Source organism: Desulfovibrio sp. X2 (assembly GCF_000422205.1).
Taxonomy (GTDB): Bacteria; Desulfobacterota; Desulfovibrionia; order Desulfovibrionales; family Desulfovibrionaceae; genus Alkalidesulfovibrio.
Window position 1 is genome coordinate 38,408 of sequence record NZ_ATHV01000006.1, and the last position, 26,040, is coordinate 64,447.

Here is a 26,040-nt window from a genome sequence, read left to right on the forward strand (position 1 = left end):
GCCTGGCATTCAGAAAATAATGCCTGGCTCGTGTCCCACGGAGATGAAAGAAAAAAAAGTCGCGCCGGGATTCCTCCCGGCGCGATCCCGCACTGCGGCAAGCGGGGCGGCAGGCCCCGCCGCGACCTAGAAGATGTCGGCCATGGTGTAGAGCCTGCCGGGCTTCTGCCCCACGAGCCACTTGGCCGCTCGCAGCGCCCCCTGAGCGAAAGTCTCGCGGGAATGGGCGCGGTGGGTGACCTCGATGCGCTCGCCCGGGCCGAGCAGATAGATTGTGTGGTCGCCGACCACGTCGCCGCCGCGCACGGTCATCACGCCGATCTCTTCCTTGGGACGCGGGCCGATGATGCCGTGGCGCGCGAAATTGCCCTTCTCCTCGAGTTTCCAGCCACGCGCCTCGGCCAGGGCCTGGCCGAGCTTGATGGCCGTGCCGCTCGGCGCGTCGGCCTTCTTGTTGTGATGGATCTCGGTGAGCTCAATGTCGTAGGCCGGGCCGAGCTTCTGCACCAGATCGGGCAGGATCTTGAGCAGGACGTTGACGCCCACGCTCATGTTCGGCGACCAGAAGATCCGGGCCTTCTTCGCGGCGTCGCGCAGCGCGGCGACCTGCTCTTCCTTGAGGCCCGTGGTGCCGATGACCGCGCAGGCGCCCTTCTCGGCCACGGTACGAGCCACTGCGACGCTCGCTTCCGGCGCGCTGAAGTCGATGACCACGCCGTTCGGCACCTTGTCCAGCATTTCGACCAGGCTGTGGCTCATCTGGCAACCCCAGGCGGCGAGTTTGGCCTCGTTGCCGGGGCGGTCGACCACGCCGGCGAGTTCGAGGGCGGGATCGGCCTGCGCCGCAGCGCACAGGGTCTGGCCCATGCGTCCGGCTGCGCCGTGGATGATGATGACGGGAACGCTCATGACGACCTCCTTGGCGCCGTCCTCAGGCGATCGGACGGCATAGTTCGAGAAATTCGGAAAGATCTATGATCCGCACGCCCGCGGTCTGGGCCTTGGCGAGCTTGGAGCCGGGTTTCTCGCCCACCACCAGGTAGTCGAGGGATTTGCTCACGCCCGAAGCTATCACGGCCCCGGCTTCCCGCGCCCTGCGCTCCGCCTCGGAGCGGGGCATGTCCGGCAGAGAGCCGGTGAAGAGCACCTTCCTGTCGCTCAAGGCGGTGCGAGGGCCCGTAGATTCCGTCTCCCCGGCCGTCGGCCAGAGCCCGAGCTCCCTGAACCGGGCCAGAAGCTTCCTGTTCTCCTCGTTGGCGAAGAAGTCCGCCACCGAGGCCGCGATCTCCGGCCCCACCTTGGGCACCTCGGACAGTTCCTCGGTCGTGGCCTCGGCCATGGCATCCAGGGAATCGAAGCGCTCGGCCAGGAGGCGGGCGATCTCCTCGCCCACGTGGCGGATGCCGAGCGCGGCCACGAGACGGTCGAGCGCAGCCTGCTTCCTTGCGTCCTCGATGCTCGCGACGAAGTTGGAGGCCAGCTTCTCGCCCATGCGGTCGAGCTCCAAAAGATCCTTCTCGCGCAAGGTGAAGAGGTCCGCGGGAGAGGTGAGAAGCCCTTTGTCCACCAGGGTTTCGATCCACTTCCCGCCCAGGCCCTCGATGTCCAGCCCCGCCTTGGAGACGAAGTGCGCCAGGCCGCGCAGCCGCGTGGCCGGGCAGGCGAGATTGATGCAGCGCCAGATGCGCGTGCCGGTCTTCTCGTTCTCCTCGAGCTCCGCCTGGCTGTGGCATTTCGGGCAGGTCGAGGGAAACTCGTAGGGCTCTTCCTTCCCGGAGCGCTTCTCGACGAGCGGCCGCACGACCTCGGGGATGACGTCGCCCGCGCGCTGCACCAGCACGTGGTCACCCTCGCGCAGGTCCTTCTCGCGGATCAGTCCCTCGTTGTGCAGGGTCGCGCTCGAGACCACCACGCCGCCGACCTCGACGGGCGTGAGCTTGGCCACCGGGGTGAGCACGCCGGTGCGGCCGACCTGGATCTCGATGCGCTCGAGCACGGTCTCGGCCTGGTGCGCGGGAAACTTGAGCGCCAGGGCCCAGCGCGGCGCGCGGGCCGTGAAGCCGAGCACCCGCTGCAGCGCCAGGGAGTCGAGCTTGGCCACAAGCCCGTCGATCTCGAAGGGAAGCGAGTCGCGCTCCTCGCCGAGCAGCGTGAAGCGCTCTGCGACCTTCTCCGGGGAAGCGCAGAGCTTGACCTCCGGCGGGATGGGGAGGCCCATGGCGGCGAGCCCTTCCATGAGCTGGGCCTGGCTGGCCCAGCGTTCCGACCTCGCTTCGGCGCCGTCCGGCCACTCGACACGCCCCACACCGTAAGCCATGAAGCGCAGCGGCCGCCGGGCCGTGACCGAGGAGTCGAGCTGGCGCAGCGAGCCCGCCGCGGCGTTGCGCGGGTTGGCGAAGACTTTCTCGCCCCGCTCCGCCTGCCGCTCGTTCAGGGCATGGAAATCCTTCTTGGTCATGATCACTTCGCCGCGCACCTCGAGCAGGCGCGGCACGGGAGCTCCGTCCGCGGAGGCGAGCCGCATGGGCAGGGTGCGGATGGTGCGCACGTTGGCGGTCACGTCCTCGCCGCGCACGCCGTCTCCGCGCGTGGCAGCGCGCACGAAGCGGCCGTCCTCGTAGATGATCTCGATGGCCAGCCCGTCCATCTTGGGGTCGGCCCAATAGCGTCCGAGCGCCTCGGGCAGCTCCGCCCAGGCATCGGCCGGAATCTGCGCGAGCAGGGAGGGGGCGAAATCGTTCATGAACAGCGGCGCGGAGTTGCCGAGCAGTTCGCGCGCGCCCAGGCGCGCGGCCTCGGCGAAGCGTTTCGCGTACTCCGTCCCCGGCGCGGCGGAAAGAAGCTCCTCCACGGCCTTCTTCACGCTCTTGCGGCACTTGTCCTCGGCCTTCTCGTCCAGCTCCCGGCCGACGATGCGGCGCACGTCCAGGGTCACGGAGCGCGCGGCCTCGTCCGCGAAGAAGCGTGGCGCGCGCGCCGCGAACTCCCGCCACTCGTCGAGCAACATGGCGTTGTCCAGGGAGTACATGGGCAGGGCGTGGACATACTCCTCGAAGCCCTCGAGCGGCGGCGCGCCCACGCGCCGGGTCGGCGAGTTGGGATCGTCGAGCTCGGGATGCGCCTTCTCCAGGGCCTGCAGCTCGCGAAACAGCGTGTCGTACTCGGCGTCCGAGATCTCCGGGTCGTCGAGGACGTAGTAGCGGCGGCTGTGGTACTCGAGCAGCCGACGCAGCTCGCTCACGCGCGCCGCGGCATCGCCGGAATCGGTAGCGGATGGGCCGGACGGGGCGTCCGGCGAGGGCACGAGAGGCCAGTCGCTCATGGCCGCTCCTACGCGCCGTTGCCCAGGCAGACTTCGCGCAGACGCCTCATGTTCTCGGGCTTGCCCACGGTGACCAGGGTGTCGCCCGCCTCGATGACCGAATCGGAGCCGGGGTTGAAGAGCATGTCGCCGTCGGGCTTCTTGATGGCCACGATGATCACGTTGAAGCGCGGCCGGATGTTGGAATCGATGAGGTTCTTGCCCGCGAGTTCGGAATTCGAGGCCACGGCGTGCTCCTCCATCTGGAGGTTCACGCCGCGCATGGCGAGATCGAAGAGGTTCGTCACCGAGGGCCTGAGCACGCTCTGCGCCATGCGCACGCCGCCGATGACGTGGGGCATGACCACGCGGTCCGCGCCCGCGCGCTCGAGCCGGGCGATGTTGCTCGTGTTGTCCGCCCGGGCCACGATCATCATGCCCGGGTTCAGCTGGCGCGCGGTGAGGGTCACGTAGACGTTGGCCGCCTCCTGGGTCAGGGCCGTGATCAGCGAGCGCGCGCGGCGTATGCCCGCGGCCTCCAGCACGTCGTCCGAGGTGGCGTCCCCGGAGAGATGGAGAATGCCCTGGTCCTGGAGCTTGCCCAAAATCTCCGGGTCCTTCTCGATGACCACCAGGGGGTGCCCTTCGCGCGTGATCTGGTCCACGACCACGCTGCCGATGCGGCCGTACCCGCAGACGATGAAGTGATCGCTCAGGGAGTCGATCATGCGTTTGACCCTCCGGTGCGCCATGAAGCGATGCAGCTGGCCCTCGGCCACGAGCTGCGTGAAGTTGCCCGCGATGTACAGGAAGGCGCTGACCCCGCCCAGGATGAGACAGGCGGTGCCGACGCGCCCGACGGGGGTCAGCGGGTTGACCTCCGTATAGCCCACGGTGGAAAGGGTGATGACCACCATGTAGAAGCTGTCGAGCAGCGGCCAGCCCTCGTGGAACATGTAGAAGCTGATTCCGCCCAGGAACAGCAGGAAGAGCACGCCGAAGCCGACGAGCAGCTGCCAGAGGGGCCCGTACTTGGTCTTCAGGCGCAGGAGCGATGCGCTGGTCTTCATGGCTCAGCCCAGTTCCAGGAGAATTTCGCGCAACCTGGCGATGCGGTCGCGCAATTCCGCGGCCCGCTCGAATTCCAGCGCCTCCGCCGCCTTGCGCATCTCCCGCTCGAGCTTCTTGATCTCCCGGCCCACGTCCTTGGGGTCGTGTCCGTAACGGGAAGCCTCCTCGGCCGCCAGAAGCAGGCTCTGCGCGCCTTCGTCCGCTCCGGGGTACAGTTTTTCCAGGACGTTTTCCAGGCTTTTCCTGACGCTTTTCGGGGTGATCCCGTGCGCCTTGTTAAACTCGTCCTGCACCATGCGGCGGCGCTCGGTCTCCTGCACGGCCTCGCGCATGGATTCGGTGATGCGGTCGGCGTAGAGCACCACCCTGCCGCCCACGTTGCGCGCCGCGCGGCCGAAGGTCTGGATGAGCGAGCGCGTGGAGCGCAGAAAGCCCTCCTTGTCCGCGTCCAGGATGGCCACGAGCGCGACCTCGGGGATGTCGAGCCCCTCGCGCAGCAGGTTGATGCCCACGAGCACGGAGAAGTCGCCGCGCCGAAGCGCCTGGATGATGGCCATGCGCTCGAGCGTGTCGATGTCCGAATGCAGGTAGCGGGCGCTCACGCCCATCTGGTTCAAATACTCGGTCAGGTCCTCGGCCATGCGCTTGGTGAGCGTGGTCACCAGGACGCGCTCGTTCTTCGCCTGGCGCGCCTTGCACTCGCCGAGCAGGTCGTCCATCTGGCCCTTCACGGGACGGATGTCCACCTCGGGGTCGATGAGTCCGGTGGGCCGGATGATCTGCTCCACCACCCTGCCCTGCGCGCGCTCCATCTCCCACGGCCCGGGCGTGGCCGAGACGTAGACGGACTGATGCACCCGCTCCTCGAACTCCGCGAAGCTGAGCGGGCGGTTGTCCAGGGCCGAGGGCAGGCGGAAGCCGTAGTCCACGAGCGTGGTCTTGCGCGAGCGATCGCCGTTGAACATGCCGCCCACCTGGGGGATGGTGATGTGCGACTCGTCCACGAAGAGCAGGAAGTCGTCCGGGAAGTAGTCGAGGAGCGTGGAGGGCGGCGAGCCCGCCGGGCGCCCGTCGAGGTGGCGGGAGTAGTTCTCGATGCCCTTGCAGGTGCCGACCTCCTCGATCATCTCGAGGTCGAGCATGGTCCGCTGCTCCAGGCGCTGCGCCTCCACGAGCATGTTGCGCTCGTGGAACCAACGCAGCCGCTCGGCCAGCTCCCCGCGTACGGCCTCCATGGCGCGCTCGAGGTTCGTGCGGTCCGAGACGTAGTGGCTGGCCGGGAAGATGAGCGTCTTGTGCATCTTCGCCGTGATCTCCCCGGTCAGGGGATCGAGCTCGTGCACGGCGTCGATCTCGTCGCCGAAGAATTCCACGCGCAGGGCGCGCTCCTGGGTGTAGGCCGGGATGATCTCGAGCACGTCGCCGCGCACGCGGAACGTGCCGCGCGCGAAGTCGTACTCGTTGCGCTCGTAGTGGATCTCCACCAGCCGCTGCACGAGCCGGTCGCGCGTCATGCGCTGGCCGACCTCCACGGGCACGGTCATCTGCGCGTAGTATTCCGGCGAACCCAGGCCGTAGATGCAGGACACCGAGGCCACGATGAGCACGTCGCGCCGCGTGAGCAGCGCGTGCGTGGCCGCGTGGCGCAGCTTGTCGATGTCCTCGTTTATCTGCGAGTCCTTCTCGATGTAGGTGTCCGAGTGCGGGAGATAGGCCTCGGGCTGGTAGTAGTCGTAATAGCTGACGAAGTACTCGACCGCATTGTGCGGGAAGAGGGCCCGGAACTCGTTGTAGAGCTGGGCGGCCAGGGTCTTGTTGGGCGCGAGCACCAGCGACGGCCTGCCCGTGGCCGCGATGACCTGGGCCATGGTGAAGGTCTTGCCCGAGCCGGTGACGCCGAGCAGGACCTGGTCGCGCTGCCCGGAGAGCACGCCCTCGGCGAGGGCGGCTATGGCCTGGGGCTGATCGCCGGTGGGGTTGAACTCGCTGACGAGTTGAAATGTATCGCTCATACACGTATGCAGGGGTGGCCGCGAGCCCGGGCGCTTATGAGGCCCCAATCCGGCGGCGGACAGCCGACGGCAGGTCCGTGTCCAACCCGAGCACAGCGTTTTGGAGGTGTAGCATGGAATTGAACATCATTGAACATGATTTTTCGCCCGATATCGACCGGGGCTTTTCCCTCTCCATGGTCATCAAGAGCTTCAAGGGGCGCCGCAACGTGGAAGTCCACCTCTTCCGCCCCGAGTGGACCGCCGAGGAGCAGGAGAACTACCGCTGGGAGCTGATGCTCGGCGGCCCTGTGGCCCCGAACGTGCCGCCCGATCCGGTCGGCAGCAAGCAGGTCTTCATGGAGAGCTTCGGCCCGGGCGAACGCGACGCGATCATCGAATTCCTGAAGAAGACCTACGAGGACAAGCTGGTGGCCATCTACTCCGCCCCGCTGTCCTTCCCCATCCCCCTCGGCCTCGTGCCGCTGTCCTCGGTGCCCGAGGGCAAGGATATCGGGATCATCCGCTTCGAGAAGATCCCGAGCTACGACCTGGGCATCCCGCTGCACGGCCTCTACGACCTCTCGCAGCACGAGCCCATGGCCTAGCCCGCTACGGACCAGACAGAGGAAACGCTTGAGCGCCCTCCTGCCCCTGGACTTCAGGAAGATACTCGTCTGTCAGCTCCGCCAGATCGGGGACGTGCTTCTGGCGACCCCGTCGGTGGAGCTGCTCAGACGGCGCTATCCGGACGCCGAGATACACTTCTTCACCGAGAAGAAGTGCGCTCCCATGCTGGCCAACAATCCCCACCTGGCGCGCGTCTGGCAGGTGGACAAGAAGGAGCTCACGAGCCTTCGGCGCGAGATCGCCTTCTACCGCCGCGTGGCGTCCGAGGGCTACGACCTGGTGGTGGACTTCCAGCAGCTGCCGCGCATCCGCTGGGTGGTGGGCTTCTCGCACGCCAAGGTGCGGCTCAGCTACACCGCGCCGTGGTACACGCGCTGGCTCTACACCCACACCGCCCCCATGCTGCCGGGCTACGCCGCCATGTGCAAGGCCTCGGTGCTCGCTCCGCTCGGCATCGAATGGAACGGCGAACGGCCGCGCCTGTACCTGAGCAAGCTGGAGCGCGCCTGGGCGGGCCATTTCTTCCAGCAGCACGGGCTCACCGACGAGCATCTGGTCGTGACCCTGGACCCCACGCACCGCCGCGAGACGCGGCGCTGGCCCGCAAAGCACTGGGCCAGGCTCGTGGACATCGCGTCCGAGGCCCGGCCGGAGCTTCGCTTCGTGGTCCTGGTGGGGCCCGGCGAGGAGGACGTCGCCCGCGACCTCGCGGGCCGCGTGCGCCGTCCGGAGAATCTGGTCGTGCCGAACAGGATACTCTCGCTGCGCGAGCTGGCCGCGGTCATCGACGCCGCGGCCCTGCACGCGGGCAACTGTTCGGCCCCGAGCCACATGGCCGTGGCCGTGGACACGCCCTCGCTCATCGTGCGCGGCTCCACCTCGGACGCCTGGCGCTTCCCCTCGCCCGAGCACGTGAGCATCAAGGCCGGGCTCGAATGCCAGCCCTGCAACGAAAACGTCTGCCCCAAGGGCACCAACGAGTGCCTGACGGGCCTCACGCCCGAGCGGGTGGCCCCGGAGCTGCTCGCCCTGCTCCCGCACCTGCCTCCCGAAACCTAGCGGGCCAGTTCCAGTAACTGCTTGAAGGCCTTGCTGCGGGCCTCGGCCTGGAAGTCGTCCTCGGCCTGCATGGCCTTGTTCGAGGCGTCGCACAGGCGACGGTAAGTGTCCACGTCCGCGCTCCTGTCGAAGGACAGGGTCTGTCCCCTGACGTGCCACGCGCCCTTGCGGTCTGCCAGGAAATCCACCAGGTCGGCCATGCGGTCGATGACCGCGTCCTCGAGCTTCCAGGCCTCGGCCACCTGGGCCTTGGCCTCCGGACGGCGGCGCTCCCAGGCGGCGGAGAGGCGCGCGCGGGTCTCCTCGTCCGTGTCCAGGGCGGTGATCTGCGACTGTCCCTGGGCCAGGAGGTCGTAGCTCTTTCCGCGGTAGGTCCTGGCCAGGCTGCGCGAGCGGGCGACGATGGCCTTGCCCTTGGAAAGGTCGGGGTCACTGCTCAGGCGCTGGGGGTTCAGGAGCTTGTAGAAGCCCGCCTTGTCCAGCTCTCCCTCGTACTGCTGCGAGAGGTTCTGCACATCCAGGGCGGCCTGGGCATAGAGCTTCGCCGCGAGCAGGGAGGAGAGCACGGAGCCGCCGCTGCTTTGGCTCTGGACGGCCGCGCCGTCTCCCGTATCGGGCGCGTCGGAGGCGGCGTCGGGAGCATCGGCGGCCACGGCGTGCGTCGCGGCCGCCGTGAGGATGAGGACGAGCAGGAATATGCGAAGGCAGTCACGCATGGCGATGTCCTTGCAATCTTATTGTTGGGATATCCGGTTTGGAATACTCGAAAGAATCAGGCGCTGCAGGCGCAGAGTTCTCCGCCCGCGTCGCTCCACGAGCCCTTGCGCGTGGGATGGTCGATGGCCGCGCGCAGGCGGGAAAGGAACTCCCGGCGCGGCGTGGGCACGGCGCCCAGCGCCGTCATGTGCGGGGTGACCTGCTGGCAGTCCACGAAGTCGAAGCCCCAACGCGCGAGCACGCGGCAGAGCGTCACGAAGGCCGTCTTGGAGGCGCCGGACTCCTTGTGGAACATGGATTCTCCGAAAAAGGCCCGCCCGAGCGCCACGCCGTAGAGCCCGCCGACCAGCCGCCCGTCCTTCCAGGCCTCCACGCTGTGCGCCAGGCCGTGCTCGTGCAGCTCGCAGTAGGCCTCGATCATGTCCCAGACGAGCCAGGTGCCCTCTCCCTGGGGCCGGGGCGAGCGGGCGCAGGCGCCGATCACCGCCTCGAACTCCTGATCGAAGGTCACCTGGAACTCGCCGCGGTTGAGCTGGCGGCGCAGGCTGCGGGAAACGTGGACATGCGCGGGCTCGATCAGGGGACGCGGGTCCGGCGACCACCAGAGGATGGGGGTGTCCGGCCCGTACCAGGGGAAGATGCCCTGGGCGTAGGCGCAGACCAGCCGCTCTATGCCGAGATCCCCGCCCACGGCCAGAAGCCCGTCGGGCTCGGCCAGGGCGGGGTCCGGAAAGCAGGGCTCGTCGCCCAGCATGAATACGGCCATGCTGCTACGCGGGCTCCTTCTCCGCTGCGCGCTTTTTCTTGCCGCCCGGCTTGCCGGTGGCCTTGCCTGCGGCCTCTGCAGCGGAAAGCACGCGGATGACCGGCTTCTTTTCGCCCTTCTCGTCCTCGCCCACGGCGATGAGGGCCGTGCCGCCCGCCTTGAGATCGCCGAAGAGGATCTGGTCGGCCAGGGAATCCTTGATCTCGGTTTGGATGACCCGCGAGAGCGGGCGGGCGCCGAAGGCCGGATCGAAGCCCTTGTCGGCCAGATAGACGCGCGCCTCGGGATCCAGGCGGACCTCGATCTTCTTGGCCTGCATCTGGGTGTTCAGCTCGGCCATGAACTTGTCCACGATCATCTCCATGATCTCCTGGGACAGCGGACCGAACTGGACCACCGCGTCGAGGCGGTTGCGGAACTCGGGGCTGAAGAGGCGCTCGACCTCCTTCATGCCCTTCTCCACGTCCGTGCTCGCCGCGCCCTTCTGTCCGAAGCCGAGGTTCGACTTGGACATCTCCCGCGCGCCCGCGTTGGAGGTCATGAGGATGACCACATGGCGGAAGTCCGCCTTGCGGCCGTTGTTGTCGGTCAGGGTGGCGTAGTCCATGATCTGCAGCAGGATGTTGAAGACGTCGGGATGCGCCTTCTCGATCTCGTCCAGCAGAAGCTCGCTGTAGGGATTCTTGCGCACGTCGTCGACCAGGAGCCCGCCCTGCTCGAAGCCCACGTAGCCCGGAGGCGAGCCGATGAGCCGCGCCACGGCGTGCTTCTCCATGTACTCGCTCATGTCGTAGCGCATGAAGGAGACGCCGAGCACGCCTGCGAGCTGCTTGGCAAGCTCGGTCTTGCCCACGCCCGTGGGGCCCATGAGCAGGAAGTTGCCGAGCGGCCTGGTCTCGTTGCCGAGCCCTGCGCGCGAGCGCTTGATGGCCCGGGAGATGATCTCCACGGCCTTGTCCTGGCCGAAGACGCGCTTCTTGAGCTCGCCCTCGAGGTCCTGCAGCTTGCTGCGGTCGGCCATGCTCACGCGGCGGGCCGGGATGCGTGCCATGCGGGCGATGACCTGCTCCACGTCGCGCACGGAGATGACCTTGTCCTTGCAGGAGCTGCGCTCGAGCTTGCAGAGCGCGCCGGTCTCGTCGATGACGTCGATGGCCTTGTCCGGCAGGAAGCGGTCGTTGATGTAGCGCGCCGCGAGCTCGGCAGCGGCCTTGATGGCCGAGACGGTGTAGCGCACGCCGTGGTGGTCCTCGTAGTAGGGCTTCAGGCCCTTGAGGATGTCCACGGTCTGCTCCACGGTCGGCTCCGCGACCTCGATCTTCTGGAACCGGCGCGACAGGGCGCGGTCTTTCTCGAAGACGCTCTTGTACTCCTCGTAGGTGGTCGAGCCGATGCAGCGGATCTCGCCCGAGGCCAGAAGCGGCTTCAGGATGTTCGAGGCGTCGAGCGTGCCGCCGCTGGTGGCGCCCGCGCCGATGATGGTGTGGATCTCGTCGACGAAGAGGATGGCGCTCGGCCGGTTCTTGATGGCCCCGACCACGCCCTTCAGGCGCTGCTCGAAATCGCCGCGGTACTTGGTGCCCGCGAGCAGCGCGCCCATGTCCAGGGCGTAGATGGAGACGTCTGCGAAGGACTCGGGCACCTCGCCCGAGACGATCTTCAGCGCCAGCCCCTCGGCCATGGCGGTCTTGCCCACGCCCGCGTCGCCCACGTAAATGGGGTTGTTCTTGCGGCGCCGGGCCAGGACCTGGATGGTCCGCTTCATCTCCTCGTCGCGGCCGATGAGCGGGTCGATCTCACCGCGCTTGGCCTTCTCGGTCAGGTTGACCGTGTACTGCTCGAGGAACTTGTCCTCCTTCTCGGCCTCCTTGGCCGGTCCGGTCTTCTGTTCCGCCTCGTCGTCCAGGCTCTCGGTGATGGTGTGGGAGATGAACTCGAGGACGTCGAGACGGCTCACGCCCTGCGACTTGAGAAAGTAGACCGCGTAGGAATCCTCCTCGTCGAAGAGCGCGGCCAGCACGTCGCCGACCTCGACCTTCTCCTTGCCCGCGGACTGCATGTGCATGATCGAGCGCTGCAGCACGCGCTGCACGCCCAGCGTCTGCACGACCTCGGTGGGGTGCGACTCGGGCAGTACTTCCATATGATCGATGAAGAATCGCTCGAGCTGGTGCCTGAGCTTCTTCGTATCCGCGCCGCATCCGGACAGGATGTCCTGGCCGGAATCGTCCTGAGCCATGGCGTAGAGCAGGTGCTCCAGGGTCAGGAACTCGTGGTTGCGGCGCTTCACTTCACGCACGGCTGTGGTGAGGACGTTCTCCAGTCTCTTGCTGAGCATCTATCAAACCTCTTCCATGCTGCTGCGCAGCGGATATCCGGCCTGGCGGGCCAGGTTGTGCACCATGGTCACCTTGGTCTCGGCCACCTCGACGGTGTACACGCCGCACACGCCCTTGCCGCTGTTGTGCACGTTGAGCATGATGCGCGTTGCCTCGGCCTCGGTCTTGTGGAAGACCTCCTTGAGGACCTTCACCACGAATTCCATGGTCGTGTAGTCGTCGTTGTGGAGCAGGACCTTGTAGCGTCTGGGCTCCTGCACCTCGTCTTCGACGAACGTCGTGGTATCGTGGCGTTCCTGGGGAAGCTTCTCCGACATTTCGTATCCTCGTTTACCGATGTCCGGACATCAACCTAAGTCCGGCCGCTGGAATGTGAAGAGGGAGGGCGCATCGGGACGCCTTTTTTCGTCTGTCACAGAGTAACCCTGCTCAGGGGGCGAGGTAAAGTGGCGCTCAGGTGAAATCTTCCCGAAAGAGGGCCAGGGCCTCCTCGCGGGCCGCCCCGACGAAGACGAAGGAGTCCTGCGGTGAAAGGCCCTGGGCGGCGCGCCAGCGCGCATGAAGGGTGTGGTAGTTCTCGGCGCTCGCCTGCGCCGGGTCGAGCTCGAGCGCCGCGGCGCAGGCGCGGATGGCCTCCTCCTCGCCCTCGACCTCCAGGAAGTCGCCGAAGGAGAGGCGGTCGAGGCAGACGTGGCAGTCCATGAAGGACCACTCCTCGCGCACCTTCTCGTAGGCCAGGGCCTCCTCGTAGCCGAGCGCCAGAAGGCCCGCTCGCACCGCGGCGAGGTCCGTGACCCCGCTCTCATACTCCTGGCGGATCTTGAGCCCTCCGCCCGTGCCCGCGGCGGAGAGAAGGCCGCCCTCCCCTGCGGGGACCGGCGCCTTGATCGTGAGCAGCGCCCGTCCGTCGTCGCGCAGCCTGAGCAGCACCCCCCGTCCGCGCAGGGAACGCGCCGCGTCGTCGAAGACCTCGTTGCGCTCGAAGCGGCGTCCGAGGCGCACGCCGCCTGCCGCGGCAAGCCTCCGCCTGACCGAAGCCAAGTCCGCATTTTTGAACTTGACCTCGATCTCGTATTTCATGTCTGATGAATTTTCGCCCATTTGGGCAGATTACGCCAAGGGGGACCGGAATGCAAAAACTCGCCCTCATCGCCACGGGCGGAGCCGCCGGCGCGCTTTGCCGCTACGGCATGGCCTCGGCAGTGCAGCGCATCGCGGGAATAGGCTTCCCCCTGGGCACTTTCGTGGTCAACATCTGCGGCTGCTTTCTCTTCGGGCTCATGACGGGCCTCTTCGAAGGCCGCCTAGGACTCCCGCCCGAGCTGCGCTTCGCCGTCATGACGGGCTTCCTCGGGGCCTACACCACCTTCTCCACCTACGCCTTCGAGAGCAGCATGCTGCTGCGCGAGGGCCAGTGGCTCTACGCCGCGGTGAACATCGCCGGGCAGGTGGTCGTGGGCCTTGCGGCCGTGTTCATCGGTCTGAACATCGCCCGGGCGATCTAACCCGGTCTGCGGAGGAGCAATGATTCTACCGAGCAACGCCAAGAGGCTTCGCATCTACACGGGCGAGATGGACCGCCACGGCTCCCAGGCCCTTTCCGATCTCATCGTGGAGGAGGCCGCCCGACGGCACCTGGCGGGCGCCACGGTGCTGCGCGGCATGTCCGGCTACGGAGCCAACAGCCGGGTCAAGTCGGACAAGATCCTGGTCCTTTCCCAGGACCTGCCCATGGTCATCGAGATCGTGGATACGGAAGAGAAGATAAAGCCGTTTCTCGAATGGCTCGACGGCGTGGTCCGCGAGGGACTCGTGACCGTCGAGAACGTCGAGGTCTTCGCCTACCGCCACAAGGACGGCGAGAAGCACTAGCCCGGCGTCTCAGGCCTTGCAGGCGCGCACGACCTCTGCCGCGATGCGATCGAGCGGCATGATCTTCTGCGCTGCGCCGAGCTTCACGGCCTCGCCCGGCATGCCCCAGACCACGGAGGTCTCGGCGTCCTGGGCGATGGTGTAGGCTCCGGCCTCCTTCATCTCCAGAAGGCCGCTCGCGCCGTCGTCGCCCATGCCGGTCATGATCACCCCAACTCCGTTCTGGCCCGCGTAACGCGCCGTGGAGCGGAAGAGCACGTCCACCGAGGGGCGGTGGCGGCGCACGAGGGGGCCGTCCTTGACCTCCACGTGGTAACGGGCACCGCTGCGCTTGAGCAGCATGTGCCTGTTGCCCGGCGCGATGAGCGCCTGCCCGCGCAGCACGGAATCCCCGTCCGCGGCTTCCTTGACGGTGACCCGGCAGATGGAGTCGAGCCGCTTGGCGAAGGCCGCGGTGAACTTCTCCGGCATGTGCTGCACCACGACCACGCCCGGGCTGTCCTCGGGCAAGGCCTCCAGGAAGACCCGCAGGGCCTCGGTGCCGCCCGTGCTCGCGCCCACGGCCACGACCTTGTCCGTGGTCTCGGTGAGCACGGGGCGTGTGGCCTTGGCGATGACTGCGTCCGCGGACAGAGCCGGACCAACTCCGCGCGGCTTGAGGGTGAGGCGCTTGAGGTTGGCCTTGGCCGCCGCCCTGACGGCGTCACAGATGCGGATGCGCGACTCCTCGAAGAACTGGCGCGTCCCCACCTTGGGCTTGGTCATGATGTCCACGGCCCCGTATTCCAGGGCCTTGAGCCAGGCGTCGCCCCCCTTCTCCGCCAGCGTGGAGCAGATGATCACGGGCAGCGGATGCTGGGACATGATCTTGCGCAGGAAAGTCAGGCCATCCATGCGCGGCATCTCGATATCCAGCGTGACGACGTCCGGGACCTCCTGCTCCATCATTCCCGCCGCGGCATAGGGATCGGAGGCAGCCCCCATGACCTCGATGTCGGGATCGCTGGTCAGGATCTCCACCATGGTCTTGCGCACCAGGGCCGAATCGTCGACCACCAGCACGCGCAGCTTTCCACCCCTGCTCATCGCTTCTCCCGTTCATAGACGGTTGGCGCTATCTGCCGCAGCGGCAGGTTCATGCCGGTGAGGCTCTCCGAATGGCCGATGAACAGGTGCCCGCCTGCGCGGAGGTTGGCGCAGAACTTGGTCAACAGCTCCTCCTGGGTGGAGCGCTCGAAGTAGATCATCACGTTGCGGCAGAAGATGACGTCCATGGGCTGGTCGAAACTGAAGGACTCCATGAAATTGAGACGCCCGAAGGAAATCTTGCTCCGCAGTTCGCCCACGATGCGCACGAGGGCCTTGGACTTGTCCTTGCTGCGCAGGAGGTACTTCTTCTTGAGGGGCATGGGCACGGGCTCGACCTTGTCCATGCTGTAGACGGCCCGCAGGGCGTGTTGCAGGACGCGCGTGGAGATGTCCGTGGCCAGCACGGAGAAGTGGAAGCCCGAGCTCGCGGCCGCGTACTCGGAGAGGACCATGGCCAGGGTATAGGGCTCCTCGCCCGTGGAGCAGCCCGCGCTCCAGAAGCGCATCTCGCGGCTGTTGCCGAAACGGCCGTGCCATGCGGGCAGGACGGAATCGCGCAGGAGATCGAAGTGCCGGGGCTCGCGGAAGAAGTCCGTGGTGTTGGTGGTCACCACGTCGAGCATGTGAATGAGCTCGGTCTCCATCCCCCCCGGGCTGAAGATGTAGTCGCAGTATTGGGCGTAGCTCTCGAGCTCCAGGGCCCGCAGCCGTTTCTGCAGCCTTGCCTCGAGCATGGTCTTCTTGCCCGGCGGCATCTTGATGCCGCACTCGCGGTGGATGAACTCGCTGAACCGCTTGAAGTCGCGTTCGGTCATGCTCCCGATGCGGTAGGACTGGGAATCGCCGGGTTCGGCTGCACTGGAGGCGGTCGTCACCATGCCTTCTCCGCCTACCTGTGGGCCATGACATCGCGGAGCAGCCGCGGGATGTCGAGGATCAGCGCCAGGCTTCCGTCGCCCTTGATCGTGGCCCCGGAGATGCCCTCCACGTCGCGGTAGACCCTGCCGAGCGACTTGATCACGGTCTGGTGCTCGCCGATGACCTCGTCGACCACGATGCCGGTGCGGTTCTCTCCGGTGTGCGTGACCACGATCTGCTCGATGGACGGCGCGTCCCCCCCGCACTGGAACCACTCGCGCAGGCGCACGTAGGGAACGGTCTCCCCGCGCAGATTGACGATCTGCCTGCCGTTGGATTCGCGGACCTGGCTCCGTGCCAGCTCGACGCATTCCTCGACCACCGAGAGCGGGATGATGTAGAATTCCTGCTCCACCCTGACCTGCAGCCCGTCGATGATGGCGAGCGTCAGGGGCAGCTTGATGGTGATCACCGTTCCCCGGCCCACGGCGCTCTCGATGTCGATGCTGGCGCGAAGCTCCTCCATGGCCCGCTTGACCACGTCCATGCCCACGCCCCTGCCGGACACAGCGGTCACGGTTTCGGCGGTCGAGAAGCCGGGCTCGAAGATCAGGGCGTAGCACTCCTTGTCCGTGAGGTCCGCGTCCGGGGAGACGATGCCCTTCTGCACGGCCTTGGCCTTGATCTTGGCCGGATCCATGCCCCGGCCGTCGTCTTCCACGCGGATGACGACCTCGCCGCCGGAGTGCTCGGCCACGAGCCGGATCGTCCCGGTCGAGGGCTTGCCCGCGGCCGCACGGGTATCCGGGGTTTCGATGCCGTGGTCGATGCTGTTGCGCAAGAGGTGCACCAGGGGATCGCCCAGCCGCTCGATGACCGTCTTGTCCAGCTCGGTCTCCGCCCCCTCGGTGCGCAGCTCGATGTCCTTGCCGAGCTCGCCGGAAAGATCGCGCACGAGGCGGCTGAACTTGCTGAAGGTCGTGCCGATGGGCAGCATGCGGATGCCCAGGGTGGAGTCGCGCAGTTCGTCGGACAGGCGTTCGAGCTCCTCGGTGAGCGCGGTCAGAACCGGGTCTTCCCGGCCGCTCGCCACCTGGGAGAGCCTGGCCTGGACCGTGACCAGCTCTCCGACGAGATCGACGAGATGGTCGAGCTTTTCCGCGGCCACACGGATGCTGGCGGCCTGCATCTCCGCGCCGCCCTTGGTCCGGGCCGCGCGCAGCCCCCTGACCTCGCGCTGCTCGGCCAGGGCCGAGGCCAGCCTGTCCTTGCTGACCAGTCCGTGCTCGGCCAGTATCTCGCCGAGCTTGCGCTGGTCCCCGAGGGCCTTCTCCAGGGTCGTGGGATCGATGTCGCCGCGCTCCAGAAGAATTTCGCCGAGCTTCTTGTACCCTTCCCCGTCCCCTTCCAGGGCAATGGGGGTGATCGCGAGCTCGCTGTCGTCCTCCACGAAGATGAACACGTCGCGCACGGCCTGTTCCCCTGCCGCGGTCACGAGCAGGATGTCCCACCAGACATAGCAGGATTCGGCGTCGATCTCGGAGAGCACCGGAACGGTGTCGAGATGGGCCTGCACCCGGGCAGTGCCGAGCTCGCGCAGCTCGTCGAGCAGGGCGGCGGGATTGCTGCCCGTAAGAAAGATGTCCTGGGGCGGCTTGAAACGGATGCGGAAGGCACGGTTCGGGGCATCCCCGTCCTGTGCGTGAGCCGTCGCGGCGGCCGATGGGGCCTCGTCCTCCTCACGGGCCGGCAGGAAAGCCCGCAGGCGCTCGAGGATGCCCGTGCTGCATGCGGGGTCGGTGTCTGTTCCACCGCCTTCGCCGAAGAGGATGTCCTGGATGCGGTCCCGGCTGGCCAGGGTCAGGTCGAGAAGTTCCTTGGTGACAGGGATGACGCCCTTGCGCACGTGGTCGAAGACCGTCTCCACGTCGTGCGTGAAGTGGGCCACGTCGTCGAAGCCGAACATGGCCCCTGAGCCCTTGATGGTATGCATGGCCCGAAAGACGCGGTCGATGAGATCGCTGTCCGCGGGCGCGCTTTCGAGCTCGAGCAGCGCGCTCTCGAGCTCCGTCAGCAGATCCTGGGCCTCCTCCAGGTATGCCTGCCGGTTGCTGTCGTCCTGCATGTTCCGCCCCCTCTGCCGCAGCGCGGCCGATCTACTTGAGGACCTTCTGCACCACGGCCAGCAGCTGATCCGGCTTGAACGGCTTGACGATCCAGCCCGTGGCGCCTGCGCTCTTTCCTTCCTGCTTCTTCTCGGCCTGGGACTCGGTGGTCAGCATGATGATGGGAATGAACTTGCACTGCGGCTTGGCGCGCACGGCCTTGATGAGCGAGATGCCGTCCATGTTCGGCATGTTGAGATCGGTGATGACCATGTCGATGGGTCCCATGAGCTTCCCCAGGGCATCCTTGCCGTCCGAGGCCTCGATGACGGAATATCCGGCGTTCTTCAAGGTCATGGATATCATCTGCCGCACGCTTGCGGAGTCATCCACGGTCATGATCGTCTTGGGCATCGTTTCCTCCGAATGATGTCACACGAGCAGCCAGCGTTCCAGATTTCCGCCGGCTCCGGGGATCCCGCATTCCAGGGCGGCTTCGCGAACTCCCGGGGGGACGCTCCCGGTCAAGGTCACATCCTTGCCGAGAGAAGCCGCCGTCTTGAACAGTGATTCAAACAACTGAAAGAAGGTAATGTCAACGGCCCTGACGCCTGAAATGTCCAGGCCTATGGAAGAATTCTCCAAAAGGGCTCCGTGCAGGGTTTCGCGGATCTCGCTCACATCCTGCACGGTGACATCACCGCCGAGCGCGAGCAGGCAGTTTCCCGCCCCGTCGGTCATCCTGATCTCCGCCATGCGCACCTCCCCGGGTCCTGATCAGAAAAGCTCCACGTTGTTCCCGAACTCGCCCGTGCAGGCGTCCTCGTCCTCGTTCAGGCAGCTCGCACCCGCCTCACCGCCTCCCAGGGCCTTGCGGTAGACATCGCGCTCGGCCTCCATGGTGTAGCGGTCGAGCATCGCGCGCAAGCGTTCCGGCTGGCGGCCCCGCTCCATTGTCGGCAGCTCCGTGCGGATGCGCTCGAGCATGGCCTGGGTCCGCACCTCGGCGGCATGCAGGCCGTCGCCCACCCGGTGGTGGAACTCCACCTCGTTGGCGCGTCGCACGAGGTCCTCGGCCAGGGAGTTGCCCTGTTCCGACAGCCCGTCAAGGCAACTGCCCACCTTCTGGTTGGTGCTGCCGATGTCGGCCGTCATCTCGCGGAACTTGCCCAGGATCCCGTCCACCTCCTGCGTCTTGATCGAGGTGGAGGCGTTGCTCTGCAGCCTGTCCGAAACCTCGGAAATGGTTGTCAGGATGTCCGAGACGCGGCTCGTCTTGTCGCGCGCCTCCACGGACAGCGCCTGGATGGCCATGGCCAGGACACCGAGCGCGGCGCCCTCGCTGCCGGTATGGGCGGCCTTGATGGAGGCGTTCAGGGCGATGAGCTCGATCTCCTCCCCCACCTCCTCGATGTCCGAGACGAAATCGGCCATCTCGCCCACCGTGTCCGCGACCTCGCGCATGGTCTCGGCCATGCTGTGCCCCTGCTGCGCGAACTCACGGATGCCGCCCATGACTTCTTCGATGCTCGTGCCCGTGCGCCGCAGAATGTCGTCTGCGCCCTGGTCTCCCGCGGACCCGGCGATGTCGCTCACGATGTCGTGCACGGACCCGGCGACCTCGCCGAGGTTGGCGATGACGCTGTCCACGGCCTCGACGAAGGCGTCGCGGGCAGAGACCATCTGCTGCAGCTGCACCTCGGAGACGTCCGCGCAGAAGGAAACGGCCCCGAGGGCTTCCTCCTCCGAAGACCGGGACGTAAGGCGTCCCATTTCCTCCAGGGCGTCGCGCATGGCGTGCTCCACGTGCTCCACCTGCTGGCGGACGATGTCGTGGAACTGGAGGCTGCGCACTATCTCGGCGATTGCGGACTCGATCCCGGCCGTGCGCTCCGGCAGCCTGGCCGCGACCTGGCGGGAGTTCTCCGCCAGCCTCATCAGGCTGTCCATGTTCGTCCGGACGGTGGTCACCAGGCTCTCGGCGCAGTCGCTCTGGCTGGCCAGGATGGTGGCCGTGCGTTCCCGCGCCGAAGCGAGATGCCGACTCAGGATGTTCGATTTGTCGGTGATCTTGGCGGAATGCTCGACGATGGTCAGGCCGAGTTTCTCCACGTCGTCGGCCAGGGTGTTGAAGCCGCGTCCGGTGTTCCCCAGACGGGCGGATTCGATGCGCGTGGAGATGCCGAGCATCTGCAGCTTGCGCACGATGCGGCCGAAATCGCCGAGCACCGATCCGAGGTCTGCGACGACCTTGGTGATGCGCTCGAACTGCTGCAGACTGTCGTTGCCGGAATCGATGCGGCACATGTCGCCCAGGCGGCCGAGTTCACGACCAAGGGCGGACACTGAGCGCTCCATGTCCTCGCCCGAGGTCAGGGAAGCGCATTCTGCTGCCAGGCGGGAGAGGCTCGCGGACCGCTCCCAGAAATCCTGGAGGTGCCTGCCGAGCTCGAGAAATTCCGCCTCCGTGGACGGCACGATGGCACCGACGCTGCTGATCAGGGATTCCGTCTCTTCCCGCAGATGAGGGGAAAGCGAGAGAGCGGTGCTGCGTTCTTCCATAAAACTCCGTGCCTGCTTCGTAGGTCGATCCCGTGCGCCACGGGGGAATCTATCCCAGCTCGCGCCGGTCTGCCATGATAAATCCGCCGCTATTGCCTCGACGAGGAAGACCGGCAACGCCCCGTGGATGGGGCAGAACGGCGCGCGGCCTCGGCATTCTCTGGACAAGCCCGCGCGAGACGGGCAAACTCCGGCCCCTATGAACGCCGAAACCATGCAGCACTCGCGTCAGGAGCTCCTGAAGGAGGCCGAACAGCGCCTCGCGTCCCTGGGCCAGGAGCGCATCTGGCGCCCCGTCTTCGCCCCGGACGGCAGGCAGCTGGCAGAGGGCACCGGAGCGGACGACGACGGATTGCCGCCCGATCTGGCCGGGCTCGACTTCACGGGCAAGAACGTCGTGGACATCGGCTGCAACCTCGGCCACTTCTCGTTCCTGGCCGCGGAACACGGCGCCGCGAGCGTGCTCGGCATCGACATGGACGAGGAGGTGGTGGCCTGCGCCCGGGTCCTGGCCCGCCTCCGCGGCGCGGACAACGTCTCCTTCCTGGCCGCCGACGTCCTCGGCGCCTCGGCCCCCGCTCCGGACGGCCGCACCTTCGACACCTCCATGATGATCGACATCATCGGCCGCGGCAGCGTGCGCAAGGGCCTCGCCGGCAGCTTCCTGGACGCCGCCGCCCGCCTCGCCTCGCACGAGATGATCCACACCATGCGCCCCATCTATTCGTTCAAGGAACTCGGCGTGAGCGGCGCGGATCTCGCTCGCTTCTATCCCGAGCGCTTCCTGCGCGAGGAGCGCTTCGACCTGCTCGCCTTCGCCCTGGACCGCTTCGCGGTAAAATGGTCCGCCGAACTCCTGACCCGGGAAGCGGACCTCACGCAACGCTACAAGTATCTCGTGCGCTTCACCAGAATCTGAGAAATCCGAGGGGCTGAGCGGGCTCACACGTTGCTCAGCGCGTCTTTTCGAAGAGTCCGAGCCAGCCCGTGGTCCGGCCGAGCAGTTTGCCGCTTACGCGGAAGGCCGCGGCAAGGGCCAGGTTGGCCAGCCTCGGCGCCAGATCGCCTTTTTTCAGCAGCAGGGCGCGGCTGTAGGTGATGCGCCAGGGGCTCCTGCGGAAATCCACGTCGCGCAGCTTCAGGGTATGGGGGGAATAGGCCTGCACCTGCTCGTCGTTCTCGCCGAAGAAGAGCTTGATGGCCTGCGGCGGATAGGGCTTCACGTGGTCGAAGTCGATCCAGAAGCGGTCGTGCGCGAGCGGCGAGACGATGCAGCAGTGCCCGCCGACGCGCAAAAAGTTCAAGTAGTGGTTCATGAATTCGCTCAGCCCGTCCCAGGCGAAGTGCTCCACCACGTGCGAGAGCAGCAGAAGATCGGCCGGTCGCTGCAGGAGCTCCGGTTCGGCCCCCTCCGGGGAAAGGACGTGAAGCCCCTTGTCCCTCGCCCGTTGCGCCACGTCGGGATTGCGTTCGATGCCGCAGAGGTCGGTGAAGCCCATGTCCCGCAGCAGCAGGAGCTTGCGGCCGAGGCCGGAGCCGACCTCCACCACCCGGCAGGAGCGGGGAAACGGCGCAAGCATCCGGCGCAGGCGAGCCGTCTCGTCGCGCGACAGGGCCTTGGTCCAGCCGTCCAGCCGCCTGCGCCATCCATTGCCCGATCCGCTCATGCACCTTCCCCTTCTTTGCTCCGGGATTCGCGGACGAGCGCGGCGAGCAGGTCCGCCGCCCTTGCCGCGCCGTCGATGGACACGGCCTCGGCCCGGCACGAACGCACGGGAGCCGCGGCAAGGGCCTTCTCGAGACCCTGCACGAGCCCGGTTGCGTCGAGCCTCGCGGCGTCGAGAGGCACGAGGTCCGGCCGCCGCGCGGCCAGCCCGGCCACGTGAAGCTCCTGCTCGTTGTCCTTCATGCCGCGCAGCAGGACCACGCCGCCTATGTCCGCTGCCAGCACGTCGGTCAGGCTGTTGTAGCCTCCGTAGACCACGGCCAGGCGCGCTCCGGCCATGGCGTCCGCGTACGCCTCGCCGAAATCGCACAGCGTCGCTCCCGGCACGCCGGAGAAGAGGCGGGCCGCCTCCTCCCGCACCGTCCCCGCGCCCTCGCCTCGCCCGTAGTCGAGAAAAATGCGCCAGGGACCGAGCGTCTTGCAGGTCCGTGCCGCGGCCTCGGACACGGCGCGCAGGAGTCCCGGCGAGGCCGCGTCCGCCCAGGAAAGCCCCATGACCACGCCCCGGCGCATGCCTGCGGGGGCGAGGAGTCCGGCCGCGTCCAGTTCGCGCAGCCGGGAGACGTAGCCGCAGACATCGGGAGCGCGGCCGAAATGGCTTTCCAACCGTTCGGCCTCCGTGGGGGAGACGTTCCTGTCGCCGTACCAGAAGAGCGTTCGGAAATGTTTCCTGAAAAGTCCGGCCGCGAGATCGGACCAGACCTTGCCCACCCCGCCGACCACGGCGCGCACGCCGAGCACCCAGGCCGTCCCGCCGGACGTGGCCTCGAGCGCGGGCACGAGTTCGCGGTGCTTGCCCTGGGGGGTGTGGTCGGCCAGCGCCACGCGCGGCCGAAGCGTCGCGGCCGCGGCCCGGATCAGTTCCGCGCGCGCCTCGCCCAGTGCCGCGTCGGACAGCCCGCAGTCCCCGGGGGCCCCCTGGGAACGGCCCTCGACTACGCGCGTGGCGTAGGACGGCAGCTTGATCCAGTCCAGCGGAGCGCCGCGCACGAGCCCCTCCACGCGGCGCTCTCCGCTCAGCAAGGCCACGCGCAGGTCCGGGTGGCGGCGGCGCAGGGCCAGTCCCACGGCCGCAGTGCGGCTGACGTGGCCTATGCCGCGGCCGTCGTGGGCGTAGAGGAGAATGTCGAGCCGTTCCATATGGGGTGTCGTCGTTCGCCGTGGTCAATGGCACGTTTTTCGATTTTCAACAATCTCGGGCAAGATGCGGGGCGGTCATTGCATCGATACCCGATTAAGCGTATGAGGCAGCTTGCCGTCGTTTGCCCGGGGCCACGGCGCTTCAGAAATCGAACTCACGCTCCATGAAGGATACCGCTTCGCGCCGATGATCGACCCCAGCACCTTCAACATCCTGATGTATTCCCACGACACGTACGGGCTGGGACACATCCGGCGGACCATGGCCATCGCGGCCCAACTCCGCCGCCCGAACGTGAACATCCTCATCCTTACGGGCTCGCCCATCGTCGGCCGCTTCGACATCCCGGAGCAGATCGATTTCGTGCGGGTTCCGGGGATGATAAAGCAGGCGAACGACCAGTACATCCCGTACACCATCAAGATCGATCCCGAACACGCGCTGCAGATCCGCCAGAGCATCATCAGGGCCACCGCCAAGGCCTTCAAGCCCCAGCTCTTCATCGTGGACAAGGCGCCGCGCGGCCTGAACTCCGAGATCATGCCCACGCTCAGGATGCTCAGACGGGAAGCCCCCTACTGCCGCACCGTGCTCGGTCTGCGCGACATCATGGACGACGCGGCGAGCACGGTGGAGGACTGGAAGAGCAAGGACATCTATTCCGTGCTCGACAAGTACTACTCCGAGATATGGGTCTACGGCGACCAGAAGCTTTACGACCCCATAATCGAGTACCAGATCCCCGAGCACATCAGCAAAAAAATCGTCTTCACCGGCTATATCCCCCGCCTGGCCAAGCACGGCACGGACATGCGCAAGGAGCAGCACGTCAACTGCAAGGAGCGCCTGGTGGTCGTGACCACGGGCGGCGGCGGCGACGGCTACGCCGTGCTCGACACGTACCTGCGCATGCTCGAGGAGACGCCGCCGACGATGCCCATGCGCACGGTCATGGTCTCCGGGCCCTTCATGGCCAAGTCCGAACGGGTCGCCGTGGCCTGCCGCGCCAAAAAGCTGGGCGTGAAGTTCTACCACTTCAGCCGCCAGATGGAGAACTTCATCGCCGCGGCCGACCTTGTGGTGAGCATGGGCGGCTACAACACGGTCTGCGAAATCCTCTCCCAGCACAAGGTTTCGCTGATCATCCCACGCGAGACGCCCAGACGCGAGCAGCGCATCCGCGCCGAAGTCATGAAGAAACACTCCCTCATGGACTTCATCCCCTGGAACGATCTCTCTCCCGAACGCATGCGCGACAAGCTCGAGGAACTCCTGAACAACATCGAGCCCTGCCGCTCCGCAGTCAACGACTTCGCCCTGAGCGGCCTCGAGGTCATGCGCGAGCGCCTGGCGAAATTCCAAGCCGAACAGCAATGACCCCAGAAAACGCTCCGGTTCTGGGCATGGTCCTGAAGGGCTATCCCAGGATATCGGAAACATTCATCGCCAACGAGATCAGGCTCCTCGAGGGGCGCGGCTTCACCATCCGCATCATCTCCATGCGCAAGCCCCGCGAGGCCTTCTGCCACGAGTCCGTCAAGGAGATCCGGGCGGAGGTGGACTACCTGCCTTCGGAGCTTTCGGGCAACTGGGGCCGCATCCTTCGCGCCAACTGGCGGGCCGCGCGCCTTTACCCGAAAGGCTACCGCAAGGCCGTGGGCCATACCGTGCGCCGCTTCATGCGCTCGCGCCGCATGGCCAGCATCAAGCACCTGCTCCAGGCCGGAGTGATCGCGGGCGAGATCCTGCCGCACGCAGGCATCGGGCACCTGCACGCCCATTTCGCCCATTCCCCGGCCTCCGTGGCCTCGCTCGCGGCCTGCATCGGCGGCCTGCCCTTCAGCTTCACCGGCCACGCCAAGGACATCTGGACGCAGAATCCGGAGAGCCTGCAGGAAAAGATAGCCGAGGCCTCGTTCGTGGTCACCTGCACCGGTCACAACCACGAATACCTCGACTCCCTGAACGAGCTCAGGCGCCCGCTGTACCGCGTCTATCACGGCATCGACCTGGGACTTTTCACACCCGGCGAGGAGCGTGGCACGCCCGAGCCGCCCTACCGCATCCTTTCCATCGCCCGCTTCACCGCCAAGAAGGGATTGCCCACGGTCCTGCGCGCCCTGCGCCGCCTGGCCGACCAGGGGCTGGCCTTCGACTACTGCCTGATCGGTGACGGCGACGACCGCGCCGCGATCCTCGGCCAGCTCGACGAACTCGGGCTGACCGAGCGCACGCAGTGGCTCGGCACGCAGACCCACGAGGAGGTCCTGCGCCAGTTCGAGCGCGCCGACTGCTTCGCCCTGGGCTGCGAGGTGGCGGACAACGGCGACCGGGACGGCATCCCGAACGTGCTCGTGGAAAGCATGGCCATGAACGTGCCCGTGGTCGCCACCACCGTCTCCGGCATCCCGGAGCTGGTCGAAGACGGCGTCTCCGGCCTGCTCGTGGAGCCCGGAGACGACGAGGCCATGGCCGCCGCCATCCTGAAGAGCCTCACGGACGCCGATTTCCGCGCCCGTTCTACGCAGGCGGCACGGGAGACGGTCAGGCAGCATTTCGACGCGCGGGAGTGCATCGTGGAGCTCGCCGACATCTGGACCAAACACCTGGCCTGAGCCGAGGCTTTTGGCGCACCCGCCAGCAGACGGCTTTGCGCTTCCTGAAAAAAGGCCGCGGGCATCGACCGATGCCCGCGCAATGTGCTAGAGAGGGCACGGACTTACGCGGCACGACCGCGCCCCAGGGCGCACAGCGGCGTCGAAGATGCCGCCCGCCGCACGATAGGAACACGCAACCTTTGAGAGGAGCGCGTC

At 66.8% G+C, this 26,040-nt stretch carries 24 protein-coding genes; 7 read left to right on the plus strand and 17 right to left on the minus strand.

Annotated elements, in window-relative coordinates:
- Window positions 1-126: 126 nt before the first annotated feature.
- The 4 genes from dapB to uvrB are packed head-to-tail and all read right to left on the minus strand — an operon-like array spanning window position 127 to window position 6,384.
- Window positions 127-909, minus strand: a complete 783-nt coding sequence (dapB, locus tag DSX2_RS02815) for a 4-hydroxy-tetrahydrodipicolinate reductase (RefSeq protein ID WP_020879522.1) — start codon at window positions 907-909, stop codon at window positions 127-129.
- Between the two features lie 22 nt (window positions 910-931).
- Window positions 932-3,322 (minus strand): NAD-dependent DNA ligase LigA, encoded by a 2,391-nt coding sequence (gene ligA, locus DSX2_RS02820; RefSeq protein WP_020879523.1) that lies wholly within the window; start codon window positions 3,320-3,322, stop codon window positions 932-934.
- A gap of 8 nt (window positions 3,323-3,330) precedes the next feature.
- A complete protein-coding gene (locus tag DSX2_RS02825; protein WP_020879524.1) occupies window positions 3,331-4,371 on the minus strand; it encodes a TrkA family potassium uptake protein in 1,041 nt (346 codons plus the stop codon).
- A 3-nt stretch (window positions 4,372-4,374) separates the two neighbouring features.
- Window positions 4,375-6,384 carry an excinuclease ABC subunit UvrB gene (gene uvrB / locus DSX2_RS02830; protein WP_020879525.1) on the minus strand — a complete coding sequence of 670 codons (2,010 nt, stop codon included), beginning with the start codon at window positions 6,382-6,384 and terminating at the stop codon, window positions 4,375-4,377.
- Window positions 6,385-6,497: 113 nt separating this feature from the next.
- Here uvrB and DSX2_RS02835 point away from each other — a divergent pair, with 113 nt between their 5' ends.
- Together DSX2_RS02835 and DSX2_RS02840 are read left to right on the plus strand one after the other, a co-directional pair.
- Window positions 6,498-6,971 (plus strand): hypothetical protein, encoded by a 474-nt coding sequence (locus tag DSX2_RS02835; protein WP_020879526.1) that lies wholly within the window; start codon window positions 6,498-6,500, stop codon window positions 6,969-6,971.
- Window positions 6,972-6,999: 28 nt separating this feature from the next.
- A complete protein-coding gene (locus DSX2_RS02840; RefSeq protein WP_020879527.1) occupies window positions 7,000-8,052 on the plus strand; it encodes a glycosyltransferase family 9 protein in 1,053 nt (350 codons plus the stop codon).
- On the opposite strand, the gene DSX2_RS02845 is transcribed toward DSX2_RS02840, so the two are convergent.
- The 5 genes from DSX2_RS02845 to DSX2_RS02865 form a co-directional block, all read right to left on the minus strand.
- Complete coding sequence (locus DSX2_RS02845; protein WP_020879528.1) at window positions 8,049-8,768, minus strand: hypothetical protein; 720 nt, start codon at window positions 8,766-8,768, stop codon at window positions 8,049-8,051. The genes DSX2_RS02840 and DSX2_RS02845 overlap by 4 nt on opposite strands.
- A gap of 56 nt (window positions 8,769-8,824) precedes the next feature.
- On the minus strand, window positions 8,825-9,535 hold the full coding sequence (aat, locus tag DSX2_RS02850) for a leucyl/phenylalanyl-tRNA--protein transferase (protein ID WP_020879529.1): 711 nt from the start codon (window positions 9,533-9,535) through the stop codon (window positions 8,825-8,827).
- A gap of 4 nt (window positions 9,536-9,539) precedes the next feature.
- On the minus strand, window positions 9,540-11,873 hold the full coding sequence (clpA, locus tag DSX2_RS02855) for an ATP-dependent Clp protease ATP-binding subunit ClpA (protein WP_020879530.1): 2,334 nt from the start codon (window positions 11,871-11,873) through the stop codon (window positions 9,540-9,542).
- A gap of 3 nt (window positions 11,874-11,876) precedes the next feature.
- On the minus strand, window positions 11,877-12,191 hold the full coding sequence (gene clpS, locus DSX2_RS02860; protein WP_020879531.1) for an ATP-dependent Clp protease adapter ClpS: 315 nt from the start codon (window positions 12,189-12,191) through the stop codon (window positions 11,877-11,879).
- A 136-nt stretch (window positions 12,192-12,327) separates the two neighbouring features.
- Complete coding sequence (locus DSX2_RS02865; protein ID WP_020879532.1) at window positions 12,328-12,954, minus strand: class IV adenylate cyclase; 627 nt, start codon at window positions 12,952-12,954, stop codon at window positions 12,328-12,330.
- A gap of 50 nt (window positions 12,955-13,004) precedes the next feature.
- Between DSX2_RS02865 and crcB the strand changes: the two genes are divergently transcribed.
- Both crcB and DSX2_RS02875 read left to right on the plus strand, forming a co-directional pair.
- Window positions 13,005-13,379, plus strand: coding sequence for a fluoride efflux transporter CrcB (gene crcB / locus DSX2_RS02870; RefSeq protein WP_020879533.1), 375 nt, complete (start codon window positions 13,005-13,007; stop codon window positions 13,377-13,379).
- Window positions 13,380-13,398: 19 nt separating this feature from the next.
- Window positions 13,399-13,746, plus strand: a complete 348-nt coding sequence (locus DSX2_RS02875; protein ID WP_020879534.1) for a DUF190 domain-containing protein — start codon at window positions 13,399-13,401, stop codon at window positions 13,744-13,746.
- Between the two features lie 9 nt (window positions 13,747-13,755).
- On the opposite strand, the gene DSX2_RS02880 is transcribed toward DSX2_RS02875, so the two are convergent.
- From DSX2_RS02880 to DSX2_RS02905, 6 genes are read right to left on the minus strand one after another with little or no spacing between them, the layout of a single operon-like run.
- The gene (locus DSX2_RS02880) at window positions 13,756-14,832 is read right to left on the minus strand and encodes a chemotaxis response regulator protein-glutamate methylesterase (RefSeq protein ID WP_020879535.1); all 1,077 of its coding nucleotides are present in this window, start codon (window positions 14,830-14,832) and stop codon (window positions 13,756-13,758) included.
- A complete protein-coding gene (locus tag DSX2_RS02885; RefSeq protein ID WP_020879536.1) occupies window positions 14,829-15,713 on the minus strand; it encodes a protein-glutamate O-methyltransferase CheR in 885 nt (294 codons plus the stop codon). Before DSX2_RS02885 ends, DSX2_RS02880 begins: the two co-directional genes overlap by 4 nt.
- Window positions 15,714-15,724: 11 nt before the next feature.
- Window positions 15,725-17,818: a chemotaxis protein CheA gene (locus DSX2_RS02890; RefSeq protein ID WP_020879537.1), complete on the minus strand. Its 2,094-nt coding sequence runs from the start codon at window positions 17,816-17,818 to the stop codon at window positions 15,725-15,727.
- Between the two features lie 31 nt (window positions 17,819-17,849).
- Window positions 17,850-18,212 (minus strand): response regulator, encoded by a 363-nt coding sequence (locus tag DSX2_RS02895; RefSeq protein WP_020879538.1) that lies wholly within the window; start codon window positions 18,210-18,212, stop codon window positions 17,850-17,852.
- An 18-nt stretch (window positions 18,213-18,230) separates the two neighbouring features.
- Window positions 18,231-18,554, minus strand: a complete 324-nt coding sequence (locus DSX2_RS02900; protein ID WP_020879539.1) for an STAS domain-containing protein — start codon at window positions 18,552-18,554, stop codon at window positions 18,231-18,233.
- Window positions 18,555-18,575: 21 nt separating this feature from the next.
- A complete protein-coding gene (locus DSX2_RS02905) occupies window positions 18,576-20,360 on the minus strand; it encodes a methyl-accepting chemotaxis protein (protein WP_020879540.1) in 1,785 nt (594 codons plus the stop codon).
- 214 nt (window positions 20,361-20,574) lie between these two features.
- Between DSX2_RS02905 and DSX2_RS02910 the strand changes: the two genes are divergently transcribed.
- Window positions 20,575-21,279, plus strand: a complete 705-nt coding sequence (locus DSX2_RS02910) for a methyltransferase domain-containing protein (protein ID WP_035040411.1) — start codon at window positions 20,575-20,577, stop codon at window positions 21,277-21,279.
- 34 nt (window positions 21,280-21,313) lie between these two features.
- Here DSX2_RS02910 and DSX2_RS02915 read toward each other — a convergent pair whose 3' ends face one another.
- A complete protein-coding gene (locus DSX2_RS02915) occupies window positions 21,314-22,027 on the minus strand; it encodes a methyltransferase domain-containing protein (RefSeq protein ID WP_020879542.1) in 714 nt (237 codons plus the stop codon).
- On the minus strand, window positions 22,024-23,226 hold the full coding sequence (locus tag DSX2_RS02920) for a hypothetical protein (RefSeq protein ID WP_020879543.1): 1,203 nt from the start codon (window positions 23,224-23,226) through the stop codon (window positions 22,024-22,026). The genes DSX2_RS02915 and DSX2_RS02920 overlap by 4 nt, the downstream gene beginning before the upstream one ends.
- Window positions 23,227-23,413: 187 nt before the next feature.
- Here DSX2_RS02920 and DSX2_RS02925 point away from each other — a divergent pair, with 187 nt between their 5' ends.
- Both DSX2_RS02925 and DSX2_RS02930 read left to right on the plus strand, forming a co-directional pair.
- Window positions 23,414-24,604, plus strand: a complete 1,191-nt coding sequence (locus DSX2_RS02925) for a glycosyltransferase family protein (RefSeq protein ID WP_020879544.1) — start codon at window positions 23,414-23,416, stop codon at window positions 24,602-24,604.
- Window positions 24,601-25,842 (plus strand): glycosyltransferase, encoded by a 1,242-nt coding sequence (locus tag DSX2_RS02930; protein WP_020879545.1) that lies wholly within the window; start codon window positions 24,601-24,603, stop codon window positions 25,840-25,842. The genes DSX2_RS02925 and DSX2_RS02930 overlap by 4 nt, the downstream gene beginning before the upstream one ends.
- Window positions 25,843-26,040 lie beyond the last annotated feature (198 nt).

Bases quoted from the DNA above. Each gene is read 5' to 3' on its own strand.
- ligA (WP_020879523.1), bottom strand. From the start codon at position 3,322: ATGAGCGACTGGCCTCTCGTGCCCTCGCCGGACGCCCCGTCCGGCCCA.
- uvrB (WP_020879525.1), bottom strand. From the start codon at position 6,384: ATGAGCGATACATTTCAACTCGTCAGCGAGTTCAACCCCACCGGCGAT.
- clpS (WP_020879531.1), bottom strand. From the start codon at position 12,191: ATGTCGGAGAAGCTTCCCCAGGAACGCCACGATACCACGACGTTCGTC.
- clpA (WP_020879530.1), bottom strand. From the start codon at position 11,873: ATGCTCAGCAAGAGACTGGAGAACGTCCTCACCACAGCCGTGCGTGAA.
- DSX2_RS02845 (WP_020879528.1), bottom strand. From the start codon at position 8,768: ATGCGTGACTGCCTTCGCATATTCCTGCTCGTCCTCATCCTCACGGCG.
- DSX2_RS02905 (WP_020879540.1), bottom strand. From the start codon at position 20,360: ATGGAAGAACGCAGCACCGCTCTCTCGCTTTCCCCTCATCTGCGGGAA.
- DSX2_RS02915 (WP_020879542.1), bottom strand. From the start codon at position 22,027: ATGAGCGGATCGGGCAATGGATGGCGCAGGCGGCTGGACGGCTGGACC.
- DSX2_RS02880 (WP_020879535.1), bottom strand. From the start codon at position 14,832: ATGAGCAGGGGTGGAAAGCTGCGCGTGCTGGTGGTCGACGATTCGGCC.
- DSX2_RS02890 (WP_020879537.1), bottom strand. From the start codon at position 17,818: ATGCAGGACGACAGCAACCGGCAGGCATACCTGGAGGAGGCCCAGGAT.
- DSX2_RS02895 (WP_020879538.1), bottom strand. From the start codon at position 18,212: ATGCCCAAGACGATCATGACCGTGGATGACTCCGCAAGCGTGCGGCAG.
- DSX2_RS02920 (WP_020879543.1), bottom strand. From the start codon at position 23,226: ATGGAACGGCTCGACATTCTCCTCTACGCCCACGACGGCCGCGGCATA.
- DSX2_RS02835 (WP_020879526.1), top strand. From the start codon at position 6,498: ATGGAATTGAACATCATTGAACATGATTTTTCGCCCGATATCGACCGG.
- crcB (WP_020879533.1), top strand. From the start codon at position 13,005: ATGCAAAAACTCGCCCTCATCGCCACGGGCGGAGCCGCCGGCGCGCTT.
- DSX2_RS02885 (WP_020879536.1), bottom strand. From the start codon at position 15,713: ATGGTGACGACCGCCTCCAGTGCAGCCGAACCCGGCGATTCCCAGTCC.
- DSX2_RS02925 (WP_020879544.1), top strand. From the start codon at position 23,414: ATGATCGACCCCAGCACCTTCAACATCCTGATGTATTCCCACGACACG.
- DSX2_RS02910 (WP_035040411.1), top strand. From the start codon at position 20,575: ATGCAGCACTCGCGTCAGGAGCTCCTGAAGGAGGCCGAACAGCGCCTC.
- DSX2_RS02875 (WP_020879534.1), top strand. From the start codon at position 13,399: ATGATTCTACCGAGCAACGCCAAGAGGCTTCGCATCTACACGGGCGAG.
- aat (WP_020879529.1), bottom strand. From the start codon at position 9,535: ATGGCCGTATTCATGCTGGGCGACGAGCCCTGCTTTCCGGACCCCGCC.
- DSX2_RS02865 (WP_020879532.1), bottom strand. From the start codon at position 12,954: ATGAAATACGAGATCGAGGTCAAGTTCAAAAATGCGGACTTGGCTTCG.
- DSX2_RS02930 (WP_020879545.1), top strand. From the start codon at position 24,601: ATGACCCCAGAAAACGCTCCGGTTCTGGGCATGGTCCTGAAGGGCTAT.
- dapB (WP_020879522.1), bottom strand. From the start codon at position 909: ATGAGCGTTCCCGTCATCATCATCCACGGCGCAGCCGGACGCATGGGC.
- DSX2_RS02825 (WP_020879524.1), bottom strand. From the start codon at position 4,371: ATGAAGACCAGCGCATCGCTCCTGCGCCTGAAGACCAAGTACGGGCCC.
- DSX2_RS02900 (WP_020879539.1), bottom strand. From the start codon at position 18,554: ATGGCGGAGATCAGGATGACCGACGGGGCGGGAAACTGCCTGCTCGCG.